At 37.7% G+C, this 26,234-nt stretch carries 17 protein-coding genes; 5 read left to right on the forward strand and 12 right to left on the reverse strand.

The genetic code is table 11. The features are described from left to right. Positions 1-211: 211 nt before the first annotated feature. Genes NSS81_RS10385 through NSS81_RS10395 form a run of 3 tightly spaced genes read right to left on the reverse strand, consistent with a single transcriptional unit; the run spans position 212 to position 4,983 of the window. Positions 212-958 (reverse strand): hypothetical protein, encoded by a 747-nt coding sequence (locus NSS81_RS10385; RefSeq protein ID WP_342433425.1) that lies wholly within the window; start codon positions 956-958, stop codon positions 212-214. Beyond that, entirely contained in the window at positions 945-2,831 is a 1,887-nt protein-coding gene (locus NSS81_RS10390) for a hypothetical protein (protein WP_342433426.1), read from the reverse strand. The genes NSS81_RS10385 and NSS81_RS10390 overlap by 14 nt, the downstream gene beginning before the upstream one ends. Continuing rightward, complete coding sequence (locus NSS81_RS10395) at positions 2,809-4,983, reverse strand: hypothetical protein (RefSeq protein WP_342433427.1); 2,175 nt, start codon at positions 4,981-4,983, stop codon at positions 2,809-2,811. Before NSS81_RS10395 ends, NSS81_RS10390 begins: the two co-directional genes overlap by 23 nt. Positions 4,984-5,272: 289 nt before the next feature. Here NSS81_RS10395 and fumC point away from each other — a divergent pair, with 289 nt between their 5' ends. The 3 genes from fumC (at position 5,273) to NSS81_RS10410 (ending at position 12,050) form a co-directional block, all read left to right on the forward strand. Beyond that, a complete protein-coding gene (gene fumC, locus NSS81_RS10400) occupies positions 5,273-6,652 on the forward strand; it encodes a class II fumarate hydratase (protein ID WP_342433428.1) in 1,380 nt (459 codons plus the stop codon). Positions 6,653-7,760: 1,108 nt separating this feature from the next. Beyond that, a complete protein-coding gene (locus NSS81_RS10405; RefSeq protein ID WP_342433429.1) occupies positions 7,761-9,062 on the forward strand; it encodes a cytosine permease in 1,302 nt (433 codons plus the stop codon). Between the two features lie 1,431 nt (positions 9,063-10,493). Further along, complete coding sequence (locus tag NSS81_RS10410) at positions 10,494-12,050, forward strand: ABC-F family ATP-binding cassette domain-containing protein (protein ID WP_342433430.1); 1,557 nt, start codon at positions 10,494-10,496, stop codon at positions 12,048-12,050. An 847-nt stretch (positions 12,051-12,897) separates the two neighbouring features. On the opposite strand, the gene NSS81_RS10415 is transcribed toward NSS81_RS10410, so the two are convergent. The 8 genes from NSS81_RS10415 to NSS81_RS10450 form a co-directional block, all read right to left on the reverse strand. Next, positions 12,898-13,737 (reverse strand): alpha/beta hydrolase, encoded by an 840-nt coding sequence (locus tag NSS81_RS10415; protein ID WP_342433431.1) that lies wholly within the window; start codon positions 13,735-13,737, stop codon positions 12,898-12,900. A gap of 25 nt (positions 13,738-13,762) precedes the next feature. Continuing rightward, complete coding sequence (locus NSS81_RS10420; RefSeq protein WP_342433432.1) at positions 13,763-14,158, reverse strand: hypothetical protein; 396 nt, start codon at positions 14,156-14,158, stop codon at positions 13,763-13,765. 218 nt (positions 14,159-14,376) lie between these two features. Further along, complete coding sequence (locus NSS81_RS10425; protein WP_342433433.1) at positions 14,377-14,793, reverse strand: hypothetical protein; 417 nt, start codon at positions 14,791-14,793, stop codon at positions 14,377-14,379. A 69-nt stretch (positions 14,794-14,862) separates the two neighbouring features. Beyond that, the gene (locus NSS81_RS10430; protein ID WP_342433434.1) at positions 14,863-15,279 is read right to left on the reverse strand and encodes a hypothetical protein; all 417 of its coding nucleotides are present in this window, start codon (positions 15,277-15,279) and stop codon (positions 14,863-14,865) included. Positions 15,280-15,463: 184 nt separating this feature from the next. Continuing rightward, positions 15,464-16,480, reverse strand: coding sequence for a DMT family transporter (locus NSS81_RS10435; RefSeq protein WP_342433435.1), 1,017 nt, complete (start codon positions 16,478-16,480; stop codon positions 15,464-15,466). 200 nt (positions 16,481-16,680) lie between these two features. Continuing rightward, positions 16,681-17,874: a CoA transferase gene (locus tag NSS81_RS10440; RefSeq protein WP_342433436.1), complete on the reverse strand. Its 1,194-nt coding sequence runs from the start codon at positions 17,872-17,874 to the stop codon at positions 16,681-16,683. Positions 17,875-17,903: 29 nt separating this feature from the next. After that, positions 17,904-19,076, reverse strand: a complete 1,173-nt coding sequence (locus NSS81_RS10445) for an acetyl-CoA acetyltransferase (protein WP_342433437.1) — start codon at positions 19,074-19,076, stop codon at positions 17,904-17,906. Positions 19,077-19,078: 2 nt separating this feature from the next. Then, positions 19,079-20,512 (reverse strand): 3-oxoacyl-[acyl-carrier-protein] synthase III C-terminal domain-containing protein, encoded by a 1,434-nt coding sequence (locus tag NSS81_RS10450; RefSeq protein ID WP_342433438.1) that lies wholly within the window; start codon positions 20,510-20,512, stop codon positions 19,079-19,081. Between the two features lie 163 nt (positions 20,513-20,675). Between NSS81_RS10450 and NSS81_RS10455 the strand changes: the two genes are divergently transcribed. Continuing rightward, entirely contained in the window at positions 20,676-22,346 is a 1,671-nt protein-coding gene (locus tag NSS81_RS10455; protein ID WP_342433439.1) for a PucR family transcriptional regulator ligand-binding domain-containing protein, read from the forward strand. A gap of 875 nt (positions 22,347-23,221) precedes the next feature. Here NSS81_RS10455 and yidA read toward each other — a convergent pair. Next, on the reverse strand, positions 23,222-24,034 hold the full coding sequence (yidA, locus tag NSS81_RS10460) for a sugar-phosphatase (RefSeq protein WP_342433440.1): 813 nt from the start codon (positions 24,032-24,034) through the stop codon (positions 23,222-23,224). Between the two features lie 434 nt (positions 24,035-24,468). Between yidA and NSS81_RS10465 the strand changes: the two genes are divergently transcribed. Continuing rightward, positions 24,469-26,100: a helix-turn-helix domain-containing protein gene (locus tag NSS81_RS10465; RefSeq protein ID WP_342433992.1), complete on the forward strand. Its 1,632-nt coding sequence runs from the start codon at positions 24,469-24,471 to the stop codon at positions 26,098-26,100. The last annotated feature ends 134 nt before the right edge of the window (positions 26,101-26,234 follow it).

Genomic DNA, 26,234 nt, shown 5'->3' on the forward strand with positions numbered 1-26,234 from the left:
TCTGATGTTAATCAAACGATTGATTACATTCGCCCCCAATACTGATAAATAGAGAGTTTCTATCAAAAAATGTATCATAATATGTCCCCCCGATACACAGCGACATTTCTACTATATATGGATTTTGACCGTGCCTATAGCCCATTAATCTGCAGTTAAGAATAATTGAACAATGGAAAAACCTGCCCTCTTCCAAGAGCAGGTCTTCCATTTACTTCAATATAAAAAACAAAACCATCAATACTATCGAAACTCCCTGTCCAACTGCCAGCCCAATGAGCCACTTTTTAAATAAGCCTTCCCGCTTAACTCCATCTTCAACACTCTGTTTCAACTTTTCCTGTAAATTCTTATGGTCTTGTACAAGCTGCTCATTTATTTGCGCAAACTCAGCCTTATTTCCTTCTTCAGCCACCCCTAACTCTTGTGAAATCACACCTAAACGATCACTTACAGCCTCATACTTTACATTCACTATTGCTGCCTGTGCATTCACAGCGTCCATAATCTGTTCCTGAAGATTCCTTAACTCTGTTGTAATCCTTTCAGTTTGCCCGACGATAAACTCCTGATCATCCTGTTGCAATCCCTTTGCATCTGCTAGTAGCTTTTCAGTCTTCACTAGATTATCCTGATAGACTTGATTCCAGTAAGATATCTTCTTCTCAAGCAATACGAGATGATCATCAAACCGTTCCATTCCTCGATCAAATAACTCGTTCTGAGGGACAATGACCTCTTCCTTTAACTGTTCACTCACCTGTATTGGGAAGCGTTTCATCGATTTCTGCATTTTTTCAACGGACTCGTAGACTTCATCATTTAATTCTGCAATAGTTTGTTCTCGCTCCTGAATAATCTTCTTCAGGTCATCATAAAAAAGCTCATTATTAATTTTTTTTAATGATAGAATCGCTTTATCATATTTTTCATCGATTGTTAAATTAGAAGTACTCATTACCAATGATCCTCTCCGCTTGCTTTAAAATAATTTGTCCGTACTGGTGATAGGCCCATCGCTCCACATCCGAAGCATCCTCATCAATCAACTTCTCCTCCCACCAAGACACAGCCTTCACAAACTCTTCTTTTAAAATATCATCCAATAGCTGCGGCCGCAGCAAATCCTGCTCCCAATCCCGCCTAGCTCGTTCTAGCTCTCTCTGAAGATCTGCAATTCGAGCTTCCCTTTGGATCCCCTTTTCCATTTCTTCCGTAATCTTTTCATCTATTACATCCTTGTGCTCGTTCTTTTCCGACCATAACTGCTTAATTTCCTTTTTACCGTTGCGCTTAAACTGATTAATCTGGCTGACATAATAGTCAAAAACAATCTCGTTATTGCTCACCAGCGTATCAAGCGTAACCTGATAATCCTCTTCAAAATTCCCCAACTTTAAATATTGATCAAGTCCCCGTCCATGCTTCAAAGAAAGACCCAAAATCGGTGGATTGGTAGTAAAATCAAACCTGATTGTGGAATCAATGTTCTTCATTCTTCGTGTGAACTGCAGCCATATATCCGATAACTGCTTTTGATAAAAATCAAGCATTTCCATCTCAACCAATTGGAAACTTTCCATCAGCTTTGAAATTTTCCGTTCCTTAAAAATAACCTGATCCTTTTTATCAAATTCATACTTTTGATATAATAAGCAGTGGAACTTCTCTAGTTGAATCCCATTCAATCCCTTTAACTCATCTTCATAAAACACAAGTTCATCCTGTAAATAGGCAAGAGTGGAATTCAAATTTCCAAGCTTCGCTTCATCTTCTCCCCTTGTTCCTTCCACTAAGATAATCTGTTCCTCTATTCGAGTGAGATAAAGATTCTTCTGCTTGCTAATGATATGCTCCATATTTTTTATCTGCATAATCTGGTTTTCGGGTGTTTTTACCGCCGTTAACTCGTCTAACAGCTCTAAAAATAAACACTCCATCCAAACTTTTGCCTGCTGATAAATGACATGATTCCTATCCTTTAATTCCAGCCATGTATCACCAAATTCAAGCGGATAAATCTGATTCGGTATTTCCTTTTCATTTCGCTGTAATTGATCACGGAAATTCCCTCTGAAATCTTCTAAAGTCGTAATCTCCCCTGACTCAATGGCACGTTTGACAGAAGTCGATTGCAAAGAACGCGTCAGCACCACTCGAAAGTTCTGGGGATAGTACATCCAATCCTTCACCGTCGACCGGTCCAATTGAAACAGCCTGACAATCTTAGATGAAATTTCCATCACAAGGCAGACACTGCAAAGCGGCATATACCTTGTTAAAATATGATCCACATATTCCTCTTCACGCTTTTCCTTTGTATCATCACCGGGAAGGTCAATGATTGAAATCGACTTACTTCTGTCCGCAAACACTTTATTTGTGAAAAATTGCTTAGCAATATCCAAAATGATTGGCTTATCATAGGAAACTTCTTCGTTTTCGATTTGCTGCCGAATCCGATTCAGGGCCTCTTCCAACTCCTCAAGATTCCTGCAACACACCTTTGTCTTATCAGGAAAGACCAAATAGAAATTCTCATCCTCAGAACGTTTATAAATAAAACTAGTAATGGTAGAAGAATTCCCTTTCTTGCGCTTTCCCCTTAATGCTTTCGAAAGGGGAGCAATCTCTTCATCCCCAATCCCAAGCATCGTTAAGATTAACGTTGTCTTACCAACCTGCGTCGGTCCATATACACCAATGAGCACATGGTCCTTCTCATACTTTTGACCATCAAACCGTAGAAACCCCTCATTAAACTGGTCAATTGCTTCATATATCCATTGATTTTTATCTTCTTCAAGCCTAGTAAGCAAATCGGTGATCATGCCTAGTTACCTCTTTAATTAACTGTTTATTACTCTTTAAAATACTGTTTGCCTGGTACTGAATCTTCATTAAGTCTTGATCATAACCGAGCGAAGAACGCTTCCACTCATGCTGTTCCCTAATACGCTCTTCCATCTTTTCAAAAATACTTCGTAGCACGTTACAGAAAGCTTCTGCTTGTAATTCTGGCAGATCATTAATAATTTTCCGACCAGCATTTGCCATTTGAATTTTCCGCTCATTGTTCTGTAGCGCCTGGCGATGGACAATCTCTACTACCTTCACACCAACAAGACCGATTCCAATCACCCCGAGCAGTGCACCAGGTGAGATAGTAATTCCAACCTGTGCTAACGCAGCCGCTGCACCTCTTAATAGATCAAATTCTCCGTCCATCGCGACATCGACACCGAGAATAACCGGGATAGATGAAAGAATCATCTTTGTTTTTGATGAAGTTAAATCTATTTTATTTTGCATATTTTCTAGCTCATTCTTTGATTTTGCTATCAACTGATCCAACTTTTCTCGGTTTCCCTCTAGGAGTTCACTTCGGTTAGGATCCAACTGTGCAGCAGCTTCAATGATTTCAGAGCTCACAAAGGATTGCTTGCCTAGCAACGAGCCAACTAAAACCAGGCTTTTCAATTCAGGCTCATCCAAGATCACCAGCTCATTAGAAGGTTCGGCAGAGAAGAATCTGTTTATCGTTTCTAGCGAATTTTGAACGCTTTTGCTTAGCTCGCCGTTCGGCTTATCCAAAGTGATTGGAAACTGCTTATTTCCCCCCTGACTGGTTTCAATCTGAGCTATTTCATCCACTAGTTGCACCTGTTTCCGTTCCGCACTCTGTTCTACACCTTGCTCAAGCAATTCAATACTACCTGTTAGGACAACAGCCATTTCTTCTGTTGGCGAGTGCGTACTTGCTTCCTGCCAAGCCTCCTCAATCTTTTCCTCAAATTTAATCGATTCTTCAAAATCGGAAGAAACAAAGAATTTCTTAACGTTATTCATCAGATTAATATTGTCCGAGACATAAGAATCAAAGCTCTTCTTAGCAGGTTCACGACGACTAATTAAAGAGTGGATTAGTTCCTTCTTCACATCACTGATATGTTTTTCATAAAGTGACTGAAACTTTGAGAGTAATTTGCGTTCATTCGAATCCTTCAACATCGATTTGGTTAACGCACCCATCTCATATTCGTCCAAACGCTCCGTTAACTCCATCATTACATCCGATATTTCGTCGGTGACTCCTAAGAGCACTTCTTGTTTTTTCTCTTCTATTTCTTCAGACACAAAAGCGTATTGATTGATGGCCTGTACCAGTTGTTCCATCCACGGCTCTTTATAATCCCTCGGATCTCCTGTTACAATCACCTGCTTTGCATCGACATCGAAGTCTGTTATCACTTGTTGCTTAATACTTTCATTTTCGTCTTGATTTACATCACCAAACGATAAAACATAAATCGGATCCACATCCTTAAATATCCGTTTCACCTTACGGATCATATTGGCACTCGATTCGCGAGCAAACGTATCCTTACTGAAAACCACCAAACTAGAAGACGACATATAAAGTATATGATCCAACAGTTGCTGAGATATATGAGTACTATCTTTCTCGAAACCTGGTAAAAGAATAATAGACTTGTTCGCACTTCTAAGATATTTAAAAGGGACAAAAAGCTCCAGCCAGATTGCACCCGAAGGTTCCAAAGCAGTTTGAAAAAATTCTCCCCTTTCAATTAGCTGTTTACCCATTTCATATTTACCGTCCCGATAATCAAGCCTCACCACAAAGCATTGTGGCTCCGTTATTCCCTCTTTCTCTGTAATCAATACCGGTAACTGCTCTCCTCGGCTATCATTCTCAGGTAAATACCCTAACTCCAACCCATATAAACGATTGACTAAAGTCGTTTTCCCGCTTCCTTGTTCCCCGGTAATCGTCAGTAATTGCTTATCATTTGTCAAAGAAATAAAAGCAAGCTTATTATGTATTTTCTTCAACTCTTCTAGCAGTGCTTTTCCCTTTACCGTATTCGTTACCTTCGGATCAAATGCACGGTATTCACTTAACATTACTCTCATCTTGTTATAAAGACTCTCTACTAAGAATGCATAACTCGGACTAAGCATACATACCACTCCTATTTCACTAGATATTTCCATTTTACTACACATTCCACATGACTTCGACACTACTCTACAAGAAAATCAAAACAGAGGGACGTTTCTTCTGTCTCATCACGAGGGCTCAATGAAACACGAGAAACGTCCCCCTGTCTCATTCGATGGGGAAAAATATAACGAAATTGACTTATTTTCGGATGCTATGGATATACATATAAAGTGAAACCTCCACCTTTCAGTGAGAATTGATTACTCGTTAAGAGTGGGACAAAAGTAAATGATAGGATGGGAAAGTATGGACAATTTTCGAATAGAAAAAGATACACTTGGCGAAGTTCATGTACCTAAGGAAAAATTTTGGGGGGCGCAAACACAGCGGAGCAAGGAAAATTTTAAAATAGGAACGGAAAAAATGCCTTTGGAAGTGATTTACGGTTTGGCTTTCATTAAAAAAGCAGCAGCAATCGTCAATTTCCAATTAGGTAAATTAAGTGAAGTCAAAATGAATGCCATTAAAAAAGTTTGTGATGAAATCTTAAATGGGGATTATGATGAACATTTTCCATTAGCTGTCTGGCAAACTGGCAGTGGAACACAATCGAATATGAACGTAAACGAAGTGATTGCACATGTGGCGAATGGACGGCTAATAGCACAGGGAGAAACGGAGAAGATTCACCCAAATGACGATGTCAACATGTCGCAAAGCTCCAATGATACGTTTCCAACTTCCATGCACATTGCGGCCTACATAAAAATAACGAAAAACCTCCTTCCCGCCATTCAAGAGTTAAAAAGCACCTTGCTTAAAAAAGAAAAGGCCTTTTCAAACATAGTCAAAATAGGAAGAACACATTTGCAGGATGCTACACCACTGACATTAGGGCAGGAAATCAGTGGTTGGAGGTTTATGCTTGAGAAGAATGAGCAAATGATCACAGAAGCAGCAAAATTTTTGCTTGATTTAGCAATTGGCGGGACAGCTGTTGGTACAGGAATGAATGCCAGTCCTCAATTTGGAGCGGATGTAGCGAAACAAGTAACGAAACTAACTGGATACCCCTTTCGCTCTTCCGATAATAAATTTCACGCCTTAACGAGCCATGATGAAATCGTTTTTGTACACGGAGGATTAAAAGCTTTAGCAGCTGATTTACTAAAGATTGCAAATGATGTTCGCTGGCTTGCGAGTGGCCCAAGAAGTGGAATTGGTGAGATTCGCATTCCTGCTAACGAACCAGGTAGCTCCATCATGCCTGGAAAAGTAAATCCAACCCAAAGTGAAGCACTGACAATGGTTGCATGCCAAGTATTTGGGAATGACGCCACCATCGGCTTTGCAGCAAGCCAAGGTAATTTTGAGTTAAATGTGTTTAAACCCGTTATTATTTATAACCTCATCCAATCCATTACATTACTATCAGATGGGGTCATTTCCTTTAATCAACACTGTGCTAAAGGAATAGAAGTAAACGAAGAGGTTATTAAAGAACACGTGGAACGTTCACTTATGCTTGTAACGGCATTAAACCCTCATATCGGCTATGAAAAAGCGGCAGCCATCGCCAAACTCGCTTTCAAAGAAAACAGCAGTTTAAGGGAAGCCGCGATTCAAACAGGTTATCTATCCGCAGAGCAATTTGACCAATGGGTCAAACCAGAGAACATGGTGTGATTGAAATTTAAAAAATGAAACATGGGGACGGTTCTAGTGTGTGGCTTCGTCCCCATGTTTCATATATGGTTACACTTTTCAAAAAACAAAACAATAACATGGCATTTAACCCATTCATTTACTTGATATCACTATCACCTCCATAATAGGTAAATTTTCACTCTTTATTACAAAACCGCCTCTCGACAACCTTCTCACATCAAAAATCACACAAACCCCTCTATAACAGCAAAAACAGCCAATCCAATCAAACGTTTGATTAGTAAACATTTCACTAACTAATCGTTTGATTACATCCGGTCAAAACCCTTTTATTTAAACGAACACAGCCCAGTTTGACAGACAATTCCTGTCGATGACCGGTCTCAATCTTCGACAACTATCTCCGATATTAATCTATAAAAACCATTAACCTTCTAAAATCAACACGTTTTGATACTACACAAACGTTTGATTAAAACCACTCTAAACGTTGATAAATAGGAGTTTCTAATATAAAATGCGTCGAAATATGTCAACCATCTCGCCTGGAAATTCTCTGGATTGTGCCTGTCACCTAGTTCTTTGTATAACATGACTAATGAATAGGTACAATTAATTCTTATTTACACGGTTCCAATCAAAGAAACCAAAAGAACTTCTTGTATAACATGACTAATGAATAGGAAGAATTTCCAGTTAATTTATACAATGAATACTATAAAATTAACAACTAAAATTGTATTGGAAGCGTTTCAATTTGGAGATTGGGAAACTCGGAAATTTATTTTGAAATAATAAGGGGGGGACAAATCACCTCTGCAGTTTTTAGATTCATTAAACACTCAGATGATACAAGCTAAATCTTAAAATGTTACCATTAGTAAGGAGATGAATAATCAAATTTTTAAGGTATTATTCACAGTATTATTTTGCAGGACGGTAAATTTTATATGCTCAGAAACAAGCAACTAAACAATAGAATGGTCTATAAAATTGGGATTTAAAAGACCCTTCCAATACTGTAGAACAAACTCTATTAGACATTCCATGGTTAGAAAAATAACAATTAAAATTTCCAAATTTCCAATTGAAATAATAAACTTTTTTTCACTAGGAGGATATATATATGTCAACCGCTGTTGATAATAAGTTATTAGATCCGGAGTTTGAACACACGCCTGTTCCACCAGAATATCGAAAAAAGTTCTCTTCTGTATCCGCAGTTTGGTACAGTTTTCCCTTGGTTTTGACAAGTGCGGTAATTGGTGGGGTTGTCACAGCGATGCTTGGATTCAAAACAGGTGTTGCTGCAATATTGACCGGTAACTTGCTATTGTGTGTCATCGTAGGTGCACTAAGCTACCTAGCAGGGAAAACTGGAGAGAATTTTGCCATCACTGCTCAAAGAACATTTGGACGATTTGGGTATTACGCAGTATCAGGATTACTTTCTACAGTCGTAATTGGATGGTTTGCACTTATGGTAGGCCTTACCGGTGATACGATGTTTCGTTCATTCGGAGCCCCCCTATTATTGATGACAGTCCTAGGTGGTGTTCTCTATGTTTCCGCAACCTTTATCGGGATTAAAGCATTGACCATTTTAGGATATATTGCTGCACCTATGTATCTCATACTTGGTATTATTGCAGTTGTAATCTCGATGAAAAGTGGCTCTACGGATATTTTAAATTTCAAACCGATTGCAGGTGTCGGGGCTCTATCATTTGGGGCCGCAGTCACCATGGTGTTTGCTACATTCACGGATTCCGGAACAATGACAGCCGACTTTACACGCTGGGCAAAAAATGGGCGCCAAGGATTTTTAGCAGCGTTTACCGCCTTTCCAATTTCAAAGTTCCTAGCTGAATTGATTGGTGCCATTATTGTAGCGACTGGTGTTGTCCTAAATCCTGAGGCTACCGGCGGCGATTTTATTGGGATCTTAGCAGGGCAAGGTCCTCTCATTTCTGCCTTAGCTGTCATATTTGTATTCCTTAATCTGGGTGTTGGTTGTACTCACTGTTTGTACAATGGTGCTGTTGGCTGGTCACATATGACTGGTGGGAAAATGAGAACTTTGACAATTATACTTGGTATTATCGGTATTCTTGTTGCTCTTTCTGGAATTTGGAATGCCTTCACAACTTGGCTAAACCTTCTAGGATTAATTGTCCCGCCAATTGCGACCATTATCATTATGGACCAACTGATTTTGAAAAGAAAACCTGATGAAACAAAGAAGTGGCAGCCACTACCATTCGTTGCTTGGGGATTGGCTTCAGTTGTAGCATTAATAGTTAATGCCTATGCACCACATCTTTCAGTGGTTGTTGCTGGAATTGTTTCCTCTGCTATATTCTTTTATGTTGGTAGTCTGTTTATTACCTCTAAACCAGGAAAGAGCTTTATAAATAAAACAGCATAAGGTAATAACAACAATTTCTCATGTGAACAAGTATACCTCACCATCACTTTATTGTAATGATCAGGTACTATGTTAATTGGAAGGTTCTAATAAAGACAATATTTAAGTGGCGGACTCATTTTCTTTTGAGTTCCGCCTTTTTTAACTGGCAGTGTTAAAGCACACTGTTGATTTTTACATTTTGTTGATAACCTGACAATCACAGCCTAAATTAGCCATTTTTTCATGTATAACCTCATCTCTACAATCATGCTTAAATATATCATCAGTTATCACTGGTACCTGTTCCTTTCCAGAGTCGGGAAATTTTGTATAAACTCATTGGATGGTACCTGGCACCAATGTCCCTTTCGGCCAAAAACTCTACCATGTTCCTCTATACTCCGAACTACTTTCCACTACTTATTACAAAACCGCCACTCGGCAAACTTCTCTCCACAAAAACCACTCAACCCCCTCTATGAAAGACATCTTGCTCAGTTTTTCCAATAGAGTTGGCCTTCATCGAACTTATGAAAGACATCTTGCTCGGTTTTTCCAACAGAGTTGGCCTTCATCGAACTTATGAAGGACATCTTGCTCGGTTTTTCCAACGGAGTTGGCCTTCATCAAGGTTATGAAGGACATCTTGCTCAGTTTTTCCAACAGAGTTGGCCTTCATCAAGGTTATGAAGGACATCTTGCTCGGTTTTTCCAACAGAGTTGGCCCTCATCAAGGTTATGAAGGACATCTTGCTCGGTTTTTCCAACGGAGTTGGCCTTCATCAAGGTTATGAAGGACATCTTGCTCGGTTTTTCCAACGGAGTTGGCCTTCATCGAACTTATGAAGGGCATCTTGCTCGGTTCTTCCAACAGAGTTGGCCTTCATCAAGGTTATGAAGGACATCTTGCTCGGTTTTTCCAACGGAGTTGGTCTTCATCAAGGTTATGAAGGACATCTTGCTTGGTTTTTCCAACAGAGTTGGCCTTCATCGAACTTATGAAGGACATCTTGCTCGGTTCTTCCAACGGAGTTGGCCTTCATCGAACTTATCGATTGGATGGTGCCAGGCACCTAATCTCGCTTTCCAATCAACGGATATACAATATAAACCATTCAACTATTCCATTATCTGTGTTATAGTCAAATACTGACTTCTAACAATTAAGTGAACGAATATAAAAATATTTCCTATACAAAAGGCTGTTTTCCTAAAAGATTGTTGTTTTTTAGAGGGTAATTTATTTAAATAGCTAAACTAGCAGTTGATATACACGAAGACTCCTGCTCAGAAGAGCAAGTCACGGGAGACCCCGCAGGAGTGAAGCGACGAGGAGGCTCCCGGACTGCCCGCGGAAAGCGAAGTGTATATCAACTGCGGTGGTATTAGCAACAAACTTTACGAAAACAGCTAAACAAAATAAATAGAAATGTAAATGAGGTCGAATAGATGAGTATATTAACGGTTAAAGACCTAAACCACGGATTTGGCGATCGTACGATCTTTGATAATGTCTCCTTCCGCTTATTAAAAGGAGAACATATCGCTTTAATTGGGGCAAACGGTGAAGGTAAATCGACGTTTATGAATATCATTACAGGACAACTTCAGCCTGATGATGGAAAAGTAGAGTGGGCTAAGAATCAACGAGTTGGTTATCTTGATCAACACACTGTTTTACAACAGGGACTGACAATCCGTAACGTACTAAATACAGCTTTTCAATATCTCTTTGACGTCGAATCGAATATTAATACCATTTATGAAAAAATAGCTGACGTAACACCTGAAGAAATGGAAAAGTTGTTAGATGAAGTTGGTACATTACAAGATATATTAACAAATAATGATTTTTATATTATTGATGCTAAAGTAGAAGAAGTGGCACGGGGACTTGGTCTTGATGATATAGGATTAGAAAAAGATGTTCATGAGTTAAGCGGTGGGCAAAGAACAAAGGTTTTATTAGCCAAGCTTTTACTTGAGAAGCCAGATATTCTTCTTTTAGATGAGCCTACAAACTATTTAGACGAACAACATATTGAGTGGTTAAGACGTTACCTACAAGAATACGAAAATGCCTTTTTATTGATTTCTCATGACATGCCATTTCTTAATAGCGTAGTAAATGTCATCTACCATTTGGAAAATAAAGAATTAAATCGCTACATCGGTGATTACAACAATTTCCTTATTGTCTATGAAGCTAAAAAAATACAAGTTGAAGCAGCTTTTAAGCGACAACAATCAGAGATTTCTAATTTAAAGGATTTTGTAGCTCGTAATAAGGCAAGGGCCTCTACTAGTAGCCTGGCCATGTCCAGACAGAAAAAACTCGATAAAATGGATGTTATTGAATTAGCACAGGAACGACCAAAACCTGATTTCAACTTTAAAGAAGCAAGAACCTCTGGTAAATTAATTTTTGAGACGAAAGAATTTGTCATTGGTTACGAAGAGCCACTATCAAAACCGTTAAATCTTTATATAGAGCGTGGACAAAAAGTGGCCTTAGTTGGTGCCAATGGGATCGGTAAGACGACACTCCTTCGTAGCATGCTTGGAGAAATAAGATCTCTTTCTGGTACACTTGAACGTGGTGAACACCAGTATATTGGCTATTTTGAACAAGAAGTGAAAACGGAAAATCAAAACACGTGCATCGAAGAAATCTGGAATGAGTTTCCTCATTTAAGCCAAGGACAGGTACGCGCTGCTCTTGCAAGATGTGGTTTAACTAGAAAACACATTGAAAGTAAAATATCGGTTTTAAGTGGTGGAGAGAAAGCGAAAGTCCGGTTATGCAAGCTCCTTAACCAAGAAAGCAATATCCTTATTTTCGATGAGCCAACCAACCATTTGGATATAGATGCAAAAACTGAGCTTAAACGAGCTTTGAAATCGTATAAGGGAAGCATGCTCCTTATCTCTCATGAACCTGAGTTTTACCAAGACGTGGTAACAGATATTTGGGACGTAGAATCATGGACAACTAAAGCTTTATAGATAAAAGGGGTCTTTTACTTGTAAAACCAGTCAGCCCCTTTAAAATCGTTCCTCTAGATAGTGGATTAAACCAAAAGAATGTATCTTCTTGACTTCTCCCCATGCATAAATGCAGGGGATTTTTTTTACTTCATCAAAGCCGCCCTTCAGCCGCTACAACCATTAGGCTAACCTGAGCACTCGGATCCCCTTACAACAGTACACGATATCCAGTTATTAGATAATTTTATATTCACTGGATGGTGCCTGCGGCTTATCTCTTTGCACCATAGCCACACTTCCCACGAAAGTTTCACTTATCTACTATTCTACAAATCTCGACATATATCGGGGAGTGACAGGCACCAAAACTAAAATTCTAATCTTTTTAATGGAAATAAATCACTTTAGTTTGTCTGATGAAAATCAGGACAAAACATTTGTACATCGTTCTCATTCTACCTCATAATCGGAGTACTAAAATTTTGATTATATTCTACATGAGATTTTCTACTTGTATAAAAGCAAAATATTGCAAGCTATCAAACAAGTCTTATTTTTTATCGTTCATAGGATCGAATGATGTTAATTAATAACAGAATCCTTTTAATGTTGATTACACAAAGTGTTATCCCACCTATCCTCCTTGAACACATTCTAATAAATCCAAGATTTCTGCTACTTCTTTTACGTATACCCCTTCATTCTATTGGAAGTGAAATTTTTTGTAATAGAAAAATAGATATTATCAAAATATACAGTAGCAAAGGCTGGAACAAAAATTGTTCGTCTCTCTTTCTTGAATATCCTCTTATATCAAAGTTGTAAGTTGGTTCTTTTTGCAAAGGGCAAAAGCCCCTTGCATAAATTATTTAAGCACCTCTACCTTGTTCTGTTTTTCTATATCCAAAATTTGGATAAATCCATCCAAATACTCACTGACTAGTTCAGGATTTTCTACTAAGATAAAGTGACCATAATCAGGGATGGGTTTATAAACTAGTTTCTTACAGTTTGTCAAACGACTGATAGTTGCTTCTGCCATTTCACCAGTTGCAATTTTATCATCTAGCCCATGTACAACTAATACAGGGCAAGTAATTTGATCCATTTTATCTCGTACGTCAAAGCCGTTATATTGAGTCAAATCACCTTGTTTGGTAATGCCAATTTCCTGCATGACTCCCCATAAGATAAAATCTCTTCTTTCTTGAGAGGTTGCTTTCCCTATTAAACATTCAGAAAACTCTAGGTGTGAGTGTTGTGGATTCACGTAAGGGTGATTTAGCAATTCTAAAATATCATCATTAATGGTTGCCGTATAATCTGCTCCTTGCATTGAACATATCGCTTTAACTGGGTATTCTTGGCCTATATGATAAACGATATTTCCTCCCATTGAACAACCAATAACAATTGGATTTTTCACACCTAATTCTTCTATAACTGCCCAAACAAACTTTCCATAATCTACATAGTTATTGATGACTTTATTTCCTGGAAGCGGCCAGCTCTTTCCGTGAGCAGGCATATCAAATGAAATCATTTTGTATTTGTCTTTTAGAATTTCCATCATATCGTGATACTGTCTATTCTCTCTACCAGCTGTATGCAAGCAAATTATTGTATTGCCATTTTCGGGTCCATTGTTCGTTTCACAGTAAGTTTTGATCCCATTTACAGTAATATAAAATCCTTGAATTGCCATTTTATTTTCTCCTCTCAAGATGGTTTTATCGAATTCCTGCGAATACGCGAATTAATTGGGCAACAACATTAAAGTTTTGTCGGAAGCGAATGGCTCCACCAAGCGTACTCAGATTATTACTGTTACCCTTGTTTGTTGCTACACTTAGACTTTTGTGGGTCACAAATTTATCCCATGCTTCCTTCGATCCTGAAACACCAATGTCTAAACCACTATTGGGAACCCCATTTACAACATCAATGCAGTTTCCTTTATAGAAGACCAATGTAACCGCTTCTGTTTCTTCGATCAATGTGATACTCCCACTAAAAAACTTTCCATAGTAAAATTCCTTAAATAATTCAGCTTCCTCTCCATTGATTTCTTCTTTTAACACCAACATTTTCTCAAACATGCTTGTTTTATTTTTAACCATACTCATTGTTATGCCTCCTTGGATAAGAGTCTAGTATTCTAGTATTTCTTATTTATTCTACAAAAATCATACCCTAATATGCTGTTATATTTGTTCATTATTTTTTAAGAAAATGTAAAGAATGTACAATTAATCGAACGGACCTTCTTTACCATAAGAATCACTTTATTGTTTTCCAACGAAAGAACCCCAAAATTTTCATTCTTCCGTTGGATATGCATTCTTTATTTTGTCGTAGTGAGTTTCTTAAACTCTGAAATTTCTAAAACTTTCTCAACCGATTTCCCTTCAATTTCCTTAGAAGTAACGTATTTTGTAATCGGTGTCCACGTATTATCAAAGTAGGCGGTATCAAATGCGGGAATAAAAACAGTTCTTCCATCTTTCATTCTTTCTGAAATGTCTTTAACTACTGAAGGAAAATCATCTGTCTCAAAATCCCAAATGATCATATATGAATACTTTTGTTCTACGTCTGATAATTGGATATCAGCCAATTTAAAGAATTTGCAGCCTACATATCCTGGAATTCTTAACAAATCATGAATATGTTGCCCTGCATACCACTCTAAATATTCTTCTTCGAGACCTTCTGTTGGGTTACTAAATACAAGCATTGAATATTGTTTTTTTTCAGCCATTTTTCTCTACCTCCATAAATAATATTTATCTTTAGCGAATTCATCCAAATTAATAACCATTCTATCTAATTATTTTGGAGTAGAAAGCTTCTTAAATTCCGAGATTTCTAAAACCTCTTCAACCGATTTCCCTTCAATTTCCCTAGAAGTAACGTATTTTGTAATCGGTGTCCACGTATTATCAAAGTAGGCGGTATCAAATGCGGGAATAAAAACAGTTCTTCCATCTTTCATTCTTTCTGAAATGTCTTTAACTACTGAAGGAAAATCATCTGTCTCAAAATCCCAAATGATCATATATGAATACTTTTGTTCTACATCTGATAATTGGATATCAGCCAATTTATAGAATTTACAGCCTACATATCCAGGAATCCTTAGTAGATCATGAATATGTTGTCCTGCATACCATTCTAGATACTCCTCCTCAAGACCCTCTGTAGGATTACTAAACACTAACATAGAATATTGTTTTTTTTCACTCATTTGTTATTCCTCCATCATTATATTATTTTATTTACGACACTGCGGTATCAATATATTGTGATGAAACTTTACATCTAAGATTAGAAAACCCGGGTACCATAAAGTCGTTCGATGACAATTTTTGATTCACTTATTCGTTAAAAAGCTATTTATTTTATTAACTACAAAATTAAAACTAGTGATTTCAACTAGCAGCATTTTTATTTAATTCTGATACATCTTTTCGTTGTCTAAATATATCCTTCAGTCCTGGTAATAATACTACTAAAGTTCCAATGGTTGTTAATACCATACCTAGTGCTAGATTTAATGATATAACCTCTTTTAAAAATATCATTGAAATTATTGGTCCAATCGTTATTTTTAATAGGAAGACGATAGAAGCTTCAGTAGCACTAGTTAATTCCATTCCCTTGAAGTAACATAGGAATCCAATTCCCGTATTAACAACCCAAATCCACAGAACTATAGGCATAATACTCCAGCTATATCCTTGGAACAAATCAATAAATGCGAATTTTTCCATATTTACACTTAACATAAAGTTACCTACTGCAGGTATATTGGTCATGAATATTACTATGAAAGTAGTAACACCACCAATTATTGAAGTGAAGCTATTTGCTGCAATTCCACCTAATTTAATCGTTGATTTTTTCCCAATGACACTATATAACGAAAATGTTATAACAGTTAACATCATCAAAATAAGCCCCATTGAATCTAAAGATTGATTTAGCGGATCAATAATAATCAAAACCCCTATAATACTAAGAACAATCATGATAATTTTATTTTTAGTTATTGGCTCTTTTATCAACAAATAAGCAATAAAAGTTGTTGTAACAGGGTTCGTACAAAGTAAAACTGCTGCAGCAGAAGCAGGTATCAACGACAATGCCCATTGATAAAGGGTCATTGAAATTGTTACATTCAGTAATCCACATAAAATTAACTCAATAACATCAGATTTTGTAATTCTAACTTTGCTTTGTTCACTGAACCCAATACCTTTTTTCTTTAGATAGCTTAAAGCAAATGGTAATAGTACCAATCCACCAAAAAAGAAACGGGTTGATACAAATTGGACAGGGTTAAAGTTACCACCCACAGTCTTAAAAATTGGCTCCGCAGTACTGAAAATGATTGTTGTCATTAGGATAAAGAAATATCCTAATTTACGATTACTAGTCTTTTCCAAAGCGATCCCTCCTATTTATACTTGAAGCACTAACTTATTTCTCACTACCGTTATCACAACGACTGGCTATAAGTAAAATAAAATGCACACTCCATCGAGGTTGGTGATTGTAATTAAATTGAGAGCCTATTGATATCCAGGTTCCTCAATGTTTCTTCAAACATCGATAGCAAAACTACTGTTCTTCTTCTATTTGTAAATTAAATAATCCCATTTTCTCTAAATAAATCTATTTCCCCACTTGTAAATCCAAATTCTTTTAACACTTCTAAAGTATGTTCACCTAATAACGGTGAGGATCCCCTTACATATGGGGAAGTTTTCGACATTTTAAAGCCTTGGTTCGTAATCTCTACGTCACCCACGATTGGATGATGAATGGTTGTGAACATTTCACGTTCTTGGACATGAGGATCATTATATACCTGATCCATATCCAAAATTGGACCCGCAGGTAAACCTGAATTTAGTAGTAGCTGGACAACTTCATCTACTTTTTTGTCGGCAGTCCATTCTGAGACAATTTCATCTAATTCTTTATAGTTTGCAACACGATCAACATTTGATTTGAATTTATCATCATCTCTCAAATGCTCTTTATTCATAATTTCCGTAATTTTTATCCATGCCTTTTCTCCTAGTGCTAAAAATACAGCATAGCCATCTAGGCACTTATACGCTCCGCCTGGAGCCCCCGCTACGTAACCATTTCCTCTTCTTTCTGGAACATTATGGTGATCGGTTAAGTAAACCTGGCTAACAGAAGCTAAACTTACAATCGCAGAATCCAATAAAGCAACATCGATCATTTGACCTTCACCTGTCTGCTCCCGATGATGGAGGGCTGCCAATATCCCAATAACTGCATTCTGTCCAGCAAGAATGTCTGCAATAGATGCACCTGCTCTTACAGGGGTTCCATCTGGGGTACCTGTTACGCTCATAATTCCACTCATTGCTTGTGCTAAAGGATCATATCCTGCCCGATTTTTATAGGGACCGTATTGTCCAAAACCTGAGACAGCTGCATAAATAATCTTTGGATTGATTTTCTTGAGTTCTTCATAGTTGTAACCTAGCTTTTCCATAACTCCTGGACGGAAATTTTCTAAAATAATATCCGCTTGTTCGACCATCTTATAAAAAATTTCTTTCCCCTTTTTCAAATCAAGTGTAATACCTTTCTTACTTCTATTGAAATTCATAAAATACGTTGACTCACCCTCTTTCGTCGGCAAGTTATCTCGTGCATTGTCTCCTGTTCCAGGCTGTTCAACCTTTATCACTTCAGCTCCCATATCTGCTAAAATAGCAGCTGCGAATGGGGCTGCGATTACTCTCCCTAAATCAAGGACTTTAATTCCTTCTAATGCCGAACCTTTGGTGTAATTCATAAATACCAGAACCCCTTTCTTTAAAATATTTATCCCTTTTCATTTCCTAGAATTAACAAGGCACTAATTTGTGGGGGACCACCGAATGTATGGGATAATCCTCGTGTTGCATTCTTGACTTGACGGTTTGGATTGTCGACCTTATGTTGCAATTGTTTATAAATTTCGTATGTCATCCTAATTCCACTTGCTCCTACTGGATGCCCGAAGCATTTAAGTCCGCCGTCAGTATTGACTGGTAAACCTCCATCTAATTCAAAGAAGCCGTTTTCAATATCTTCTCTTGCCTTACCTCTTTCAGAGAATCCAAAGTCCTCGTAAATAAGCATTTCTGTTACTGAGAAACAGTCATGTACTTCCGCAATATCAATTTCTTCACGAGGGTTCTTAATCCCAGCCATCTCGTAAGCACTCTTTGATGAATTAACCAATGCACCAAAGCTCGTCCAAGAAAAATTCGGTTTATAAAGTGGTGAATATCCATCCATTGCTGATCCAAACCCTTTCACATAAATCGGATCATCTCTAAAACTTTTAGCGATCTCAGCCGTTGTTATAATTGCACAAGCTGATCCATCGCTATTTCCACAACAATCGAATAAGCCTAGTGGCGATGCTATCATCGGTGCGTTTAGCACATCATCCAATGTAATTTCTTTATGAAAGTGTGCTCTAGGGGAAAGCATTCCATTTTTATGGTTTTTAACTGCAATTTTTCCAATTGTGCTGCGGCCTTCCTCATAAGACAACCCATATTCATGGAAATAACGTGTGCCAATTAAAGCAAAAGATCCTGGAGCTGTTCTTCGTGCTTCCATTACAGTGCTTGTTCCACGGCCAACTCCTAACCCAGGATATCCCGTGTCCTTTAACTTTTCAGCTCCTAATGCCATCACAACTTTGTACTTGCCACTTGCAACCGCTAAGATCGCTTCAATCAATGCAATATGACCAGATGTACAATAGTTTTCATTTCTAAAAATCGGGACTCCATCAAGCTTCAATGTATCTGCTACTGCAGTTGCTGCAACACCATGGGCAAAACCATTCCCGTAAAAAACAGCCTCGATATCCTGAGGTCCCACCCCTGCATCCTTGTACGCTTCGGAAACAGATTCAAGCATTAAATCAGATATTCCACAATCCCATCTTTCGCCAAATTTGGAACATCCCATTCCAATTATTGCAACTGAATCCTTCATTCTTACGCCCTCTTTCTGCGAATTGGTCTAACTTTCCAATAGTAATTTACAAAATCTCCTAAATTATGAATCTTTCGGAATGTGAACTCCAAATCCATATCAATCGCAATCTGATCTTTGTTAAAGTCCGTCATATTTAAGTAATATCTTGTTTTATCTGCATCCTCTGTAATCGCTTGCACAATAACAGGATCATCACTTCTACCGGCAAGGTTATCAATCGAGTACGTAAATAATTTAGTAAAGACCTCTGTTTTATTAACTTTTTCAAATTGATCAACTGTTCCACACTGAACACATACTCTATTAGCCGGGAACATATGCGTTCCACACTCCGTGCACTTGCCTCCGTACAGCTTCAAGTAAGTTTCTTGTTCTCTCCATGATTGGGCTGTTGATGCAGGTATCTTATAATCTTCACCTGGTACGGCCTCTATGATGCCTCTGAATGAAAGAAACCTTCCATAATCGGTAAAGACTGCACGGTTATCTAAATATTTCTTCAGAGAATTGGCATCTTTAATTTTCTTGATGTTGTCCGTTACTGTGAGAACAAAAGCATCTGCTCCATTTCCATAAGCAACCAAGACCAACTTATCACCAGGTTCAGCCTGTTCAAGTGCATCCACTAACATAAGCAATGGCTGTGCTACTCCGAGAACACCAATAGTAGAAGTAAATGTATCCTGGACTTGATCCTCTCTTAGACCAAGCTTTTTAGCGATTTTCACATTTTCTTTCATTCCAGGTGTCGTTAAGATAACCTTTTTAATATCAGTTACCGAAAGCTCGGCCTTCTCTACTATTTTATGGAAAGCATAGAGTACCGATTGGTTGTATCCTTCATCCGCTGCAAACCTAGCCTCAGCATTTCTCACATAAAGATCATCTTGATTTCTCCACATGTCATGAATTTCGTTTTGACATGAAAATACATAATCAATCGTTGCCAATACATCTTTATTTCCAACAGTAACAGCAGCCGCACCATCTCCAAAAACTTGCTCCTGTAGGGACTTCGGATATGCATTACGAATATCTGCTGAAGTCACCAAAACCTCATTTGAGTTACCAGATAATACTTCACTGTAACCTGCCTTTAATGCACTTGTTGCACTTCTCATCGACGAATTGAAATCTGCTGTAAAGATGTCTTTACGTAAATCACAGACAGTTGAAATTAAAGTAGCATGTGACTTTTCAGCATATGGAGCAGTTGTTGAAGCGAAATATACACCATCAATTTCATTACGGCCTTTATATCTAAAGCACTCTAGAGCTGCTTCTACAGACATGGTCACACTATCTTCATCCACGGACGCGACACTTCTTGATCCTTTTAAGCCCTTTCCTCCCCACGATTCAGCAATTGTTTTTCGGTCCATATAGTAATATGGGATATATGCGCCAATGGATGTTATTCCTACACTTGGCATATTCAAACCTCCTTCTGTATGACTTGAAAGCGTTCTACATATTTAGTATAATTCTTCACAAAGACTACGTCTTTACTAGAAAATACGAAAAAAAAGCACTAATTTTCCTCCAAAAGTAGGATAAATACTATCTACATAGTAGATACATAGAGGAGTTAAGAGCATGGCTATATGTATTAAAGATCTGGATACTTTAGGAACTCTAAGTAATTCAATTCATTTGATTGCTGGAAAAAATGGACAAAGTCGAGTGGTACGATACATTACCATAATGGAAGTAGATGATTTTGCAGACAAACCGTTGGGGGAAGATCTTTTAGTCTTGACAACTTTTTCAACCAGTGCGAGTGATCCTTGTAAAATGGAAGAAGTTCTACTTAAACTGATACAAAAGAATATATCTGGCATTGCTATTAAAGTGAATCGCTTTTTGAAGGAAATACCAGACTCTTTGATAAAAATAGCTGATCAATACAAGACGCCATTATTTCTAATTGATAAGGATATCCCATTCAGGACGATCATTTCTGATGTCAATACTCTTATCATTAGTGAACAATTTGAAACAATCAAAACCTTAAACAATCAATATGAGGACTTTTATACATCTATTTTGAAGGGGGAAGATTTAGGAATTCTTCTGCAAAAAATAGGAAAACAACTGTCCCGGAATTGTTTTTGCTTTTCACAAACAGGGGAAATGCTGAAACAGTCTATTCAGCAACACACTAAAAATTTGGAAGTACTTATAGAATATATTGAACTATTGAACAAAAATCCAGAAATGATCTGGCAGACGGTTAATTCTGGAGAGAACTATATCATCAGTGCAGATAGAGATTTCATTGTTTTCCCGTGTATCGCCTATAATAAAATCTTAGGATATTTCGTCGTGCAACAATTAAATACAAGCGATTTTAATGTAATGATGAACGTCAAGCAGTTCACTTCCTTCCTTTCTATTAAACTACTAGAAGATGTCCTCAAGAAAGAAAGTGAAGCAAAATTCCAAATTCAGCTAGCGAATGAAATCTTTTATAATACTACATTATCCGAAGATATGATTAGGGGTAAGTTGAACCTGATGGGACTTGATCCTGAAGAATATTATTATGTACTTTTCATTGAACCCTCTGCTCCATCAAAACAAAACCCAAATATTTTGAACTCGAATTATTTACAGAAAAAAATCTCTCTATTTGTAAAATATTACGTTACTAACTTTTTGATCACAGACGTTAGTGACGGATATATCTTGATTCTTACATTTAACAAGCAAGGAGTATTTCATAGTATTCCTTCATTTAAAGAGTTCTTGATCAATTTATACAAAATTATAGACATCCCCACTGGTTTTAAAATCGGATGCAGCCCTAAAGAAAATACACTTATCCAGATTGCGAATGCCTTAAAATTATCAAAGAGATCCATCCTTCTCGGTAAAGAAATTTACCCAGAAAGGAATATTTATCTCATTGATGACTATTTTAATATCCAAATGATCATGGGCATGCTGAATACAGAGGAGCATAAACTAATTCGGTCAAAGATTATCTCACCACTAGAAAAATATGATAAAAAATATAAATCTTACTTGATTGAAACTCTCGAAACCTGTCTTAAAGTTGATACTTTGCAAGAGGCTGCCAAAAGTCTTTTCTTACATACGAGTTCCCTACGTTACAGACTAGAAAAAATCCATGAAATAACTGGTGAAAACTTCTTTACTAACGTAGGAAAATATTCATTAACCAACGCTTATTTGCTACTAAAACTAGAGAAAATCTTTGGAATAGATACAAAACAACTTGATCTGCAGGATGCACATTCCTAAAGTTTCAAAAAAGAGGTCTCCCAAAAGTGTGAAATACTTTGAGAAACCTCTTTCAGAATCATATTCTCCTAACACGTCCGTTAAGGACCTCCGACCAATAACTCCCCGGTGACATAACAGCAATCGCAAATCCTGTCGATGTCTGAGCTCCAATAAACTCAAATATTTCCTTTTTTCTTTATTCACATTGGCCTAACCTTCCCTCTGCTCCCCTTACGAAATTTTCTGAGAGATGATATGACTATGTAATTTTTGAGAATCGATCAGCAGCTCTCCCTATCAATAGAGCTGTAAACGCTAAACTCTAATAAAGCCCAACCGCTTTTTTCCCATTATTACAAATCCGCCTCTCGACAAACCTCTTACATCAAAAATCACCAAAATCCCTTTATCACTGCAAAAACAGCCAATCCAATTAAACGTTTAATTAGTCAAAATTTCACTAACTAATCGATTGATTAGATACATCCAAAACCCTTTAATTAAACGAACACAGCCCAGTTTGACCGAAAAATCCTGTCGATGATAGGTCCGAATCTTCGATAAATATCTTCAATGAATATCTATAAAAACTAGTAACCTTCAAAAATCAACACGTTTTGATACTAAACAAACGTTTGTGTAAAACACAGACACTCAAGATAAATAAAGGGATTCTTTTTGAAAATGGGTAGAAATTTGTCAAGCAGATAGAATGATGATTTTGGTGGCAGATACACAAAACCTCGATAAAAAAAGGAAGCCCCAAAGCACCAATCTTTAAGGATTATCAAACGGTTCTCGTCCTTCAAGAAATGAAGCATAAGAACCGTCCCCGTGCTTCAATCCGACCTATGCTCGGCCGCACCCTCCCCCAAAATTCCATCGCATCAAATTCAATGATTTAGTATTAATTTTTCGATCGCATAGGCGACGCCATTTTCATTATTGGATAATGTATGGAACTGAGCCGCTTCTTTTACAACGGATTCTGCATTAGCCATGGCAACTCCACAGCCAGCATACTCAATCATACTTAAATCATTTTCGCCATCCCCGATGCAGATGACCTCTTCCTGTTTAATCGAAAGTTTTTCGGCTAGTAGTCTTACTGCATTTCCCTTGCTGACACTGGGGTCAAGGATTTCTAAAAAGAACGGAGTACTTTTAACGAACGTATATTTTTCCCAGAATGATTCAGGGATGTTTGCAATGTTTTGATTCAAACGTTCTGGTTCATCAATAAACATGACTTTCGGAATAAGCATGTCCTTTGATACTTCATCAATTGGCCGATAATGGATAGGAATTTGATTGATATGGGCTTCATGAATGGTATATCGGCTTATCTCTCGATTCGGCGTATAAAGATTTTCTGTATCAAAGAACTGGAACGGTGAATCGATCATTTGGCTTAATTCGTATAGTTCCTTTAAGTTTTCATAGGTTAAGGTAATTTGCGATTCTACATCCTTGGTGTACGTATTTTGCACAAGAGCACCATTAAAGGTAATCACATAGTCATCTTCATCATTTAATTTCAATTCCTCAATAATCGATTGAACACCGACGATTGGCCTTCCAGTACAGATGACCACCTTCACTCCTTTTGCTTTAGCAGCTTGAATGGCGTCATTTACTTCTTTTGTAATTTCTTTCCGATCATTCATCAGCGTTCCATCAATATCTATGGCAATTAATTTATACAAAACTTGTCCTCCTAAATCTTGTTGTAAGAAAGCATATTCCTATACTACAAGAAGGACAATGAATAATCCAGACTGACAGACTATCTCAAAAAAGCCATAGCACAATCCACTTGTCCGAACGGTTCGAACTTCCAAGAGAAGCAAGGGGACGGTTCTTCTGCTTCATTTCGAAAGCTTGATGAAGCTTAGTACCGTCAAAGTGTGTTGCATTAATAAGACCTTTCGAAACACTTTTTACTCGTTATTACAAATCTGCCCCCCGACAACCCTCACACCCCCTAAATCAACCAAACCCCTCAATAACAGCAAAAACCCCAAAACCCCTGATACTAAACGTCCCCCTGTCTCCCACATGTTCACAGCTTTGTCGTTGGTCTTTTATTTTTGTAAGGTTCAAAATGGGAGTATAACCAGTTTAGGGAGGGTATGTGTTGATGTTTTTAGAAGATTTTCTTGGTCAATCCGGTTGGGGGTATTCGGTTGTATCGAATATGGATATTCACGGTCTTTCCATCTCTACAGTCGGTTTAGGAATGGATTATTTATTATGCAATCATGAAGGTAACTCTGCCTTGCTGTCAGGTCATGCCGAGATTATTCTGCTATCTACATTTGTCGATCACATTAAAAGTGCAATCCCCCTGCTTCTGCCTGAAGTATTTTTGATTCTCCCCGGAACCGTTCAAACCGCAGCGATCGAAGAAGTCGAGGCACTGAAACACCTCCTACCGGACTGTACGATAATCATCATTGACTCAGATATTCAACCAGAGAAACTATATCTTACTTGTATAGATCTTATTCATCAAGACAATAATTACCGGGAGCAGTTGATCAACCACCATTATCTGCATCTTGCCGATTTACTTTCGCAAGATGCCGAAGTTAGTGAAATCGAGAGCTATGCATATAAGGTGCTAGGAAACCCAATGATTATTACCGATGAGAGCTATAAAGTGATGACTTATTCAAAAAGTAACAATGTCGATGATTTTATCTGGTCAACCATCGTCAACAACACGTATTGCCCGTCGCAAATTGTGAAAATGACGGACCATAATCATTTCTGGGAACGCCTAAAGAAAAACAGACATCCATTATTTGTCGACAGCGATGATTTTTCTCCCTTTACCCAAAGAGCAGTAGCCGTGATAAAAGCAGGCATGAAAATCAAAGGGTATATTGCACTAGTTGAAGTGAATAAAAAGATTTCCGCCCGCGACCTCTATGTTTTACAGATGGTCGCAGAAATAATTGGAATTAAGTTCAAAGAACAGGATGCCGTACTAAAGGCCATTGGGTTAATGGAATCTGAACTAATCAGCGACCTGCTCGATGGGAAAATGAATAATGAAAGAATGGCTCGAAACCGAGTCCAATCGGTTGGCTGGAAAATAGAGCAAACCTATTTCGTCCTCTGTGTGCAGTCCAAACAGAAAATGCGCATGCTTGGGTCAATCGTCACAAAACTGAGGGAACGTCTCCTCGCCCATTATCCATTTTGTGTCGACATCCTCCAAGGTGAGTATGCTTTTTTTATCATCGGCTTTGAAGTAACGGACGAAGCACCATTCCATCACATGAAAAGCATTGAGAAAATAATGGTCGAAAACAAGACAATTGGCTATGCCGGAATGGCTTTTCATACCCTAACAGAAGTGAGCAAAAGCTATTCCCAAGCCAAAAGTACGGTTCAAACAACTCAATTATTATCGGAATCACTCAATAAATCACTTTATTTATACAGTGAAATAGTTGTCTATGATTTACTTGTCAAGACTAACCAGTTGAGAGGGTATGACACCTTTACATGCCCTTCACTCGCTACTTTAGTGAAAGTCGACCAGGAAGACGGAACAGAATACATCAAAACATTACGATATTTTTTTAAAAATAACCAGAATTCCGCCGATACGGCGAAGGCCATGTTCCTGCACAGAAATACGATTAATTACCGGCTCAATAAAATTCGCCACGTAATCGAAGATGATTTTGATAATCCAGCGGTTCGCCTACATATGAATCTATCATTAATGCTACTGGACTTAGGAATAATCCGCTCTTAGATAAAAAACTCTTATTTACTACCAAAATATTGTAAAACCGCCCTATCCATTTTTATAGCTTGCCTTTGTTCAATTGAACAAAAAGAGGACCCAATGTTTTCATTCCTTTTAGTTTGTGAATGTTTTAACATAAT

It is taken from the genome of Neobacillus sp. FSL H8-0543 (assembly GCF_038592905.1).
GTDB lineage: Bacteria > Bacillota > Bacilli > Bacillales > Cytobacillaceae > Neobacillus.

Excerpts from the sequence above, each read along its gene's own strand:
- fumC (WP_342433428.1), top strand. The coding sequence starts at position 5,273 with ATGGACAATTTTCGAATAGAAAAAGATACACTTGGCGAAGTTCATGTA.
- NSS81_RS10455 (WP_342433439.1), top strand. The coding sequence starts at position 20,676 with ATGGCTATATGTATTAAAGATCTGGATACTTTAGGAACTCTAAGTAAT.
- NSS81_RS10450 (WP_342433438.1), bottom strand. The coding sequence starts at position 20,512 with ATGCCAAGTGTAGGAATAACATCCATTGGCGCATATATCCCATATTAC.
- NSS81_RS10395 (WP_342433427.1), bottom strand. The coding sequence starts at position 4,983 with ATGCTTAGTCCGAGTTATGCATTCTTAGTAGAGAGTCTTTATAACAAG.
- NSS81_RS10405 (WP_342433429.1), top strand. The coding sequence starts at position 7,761 with ATGTCAACCGCTGTTGATAATAAGTTATTAGATCCGGAGTTTGAACAC.
- NSS81_RS10415 (WP_342433431.1), bottom strand. The coding sequence starts at position 13,737 with ATGGCAATTCAAGGATTTTATATTACTGTAAATGGGATCAAAACTTAC.
- NSS81_RS10445 (WP_342433437.1), bottom strand. The coding sequence starts at position 19,076 with ATGAAGGATTCAGTTGCAATAATTGGAATGGGATGTTCCAAATTTGGC.
- NSS81_RS10410 (WP_342433430.1), top strand. The coding sequence starts at position 10,494 with ATGAGTATATTAACGGTTAAAGACCTAAACCACGGATTTGGCGATCGT.
- NSS81_RS10390 (WP_342433426.1), bottom strand. The coding sequence starts at position 2,831 with ATGATCACCGATTTGCTTACTAGGCTTGAAGAAGATAAAAATCAATGG.
- NSS81_RS10465 (WP_342433992.1), top strand. The coding sequence starts at position 24,469 with ATGTTTTTAGAAGATTTTCTTGGTCAATCCGGTTGGGGGTATTCGGTT.
- NSS81_RS10420 (WP_342433432.1), bottom strand. The coding sequence starts at position 14,158 with ATGAGTATGGTTAAAAATAAAACAAGCATGTTTGAGAAAATGTTGGTG.
- NSS81_RS10440 (WP_342433436.1), bottom strand. The coding sequence starts at position 17,874 with ATGAATTACACCAAAGGTTCGGCATTAGAAGGAATTAAAGTCCTTGAT.
- NSS81_RS10430 (WP_342433434.1), bottom strand. The coding sequence starts at position 15,279 with ATGAGTGAAAAAAAACAATATTCTATGTTAGTGTTTAGTAATCCTACA.
- NSS81_RS10385 (WP_342433425.1), bottom strand. The coding sequence starts at position 958 with ATGAGTACTTCTAATTTAACAATCGATGAAAAATATGATAAAGCGATT.
- NSS81_RS10425 (WP_342433433.1), bottom strand. The coding sequence starts at position 14,793 with ATGGCTGAAAAAAAACAATATTCAATGCTTGTATTTAGTAACCCAACA.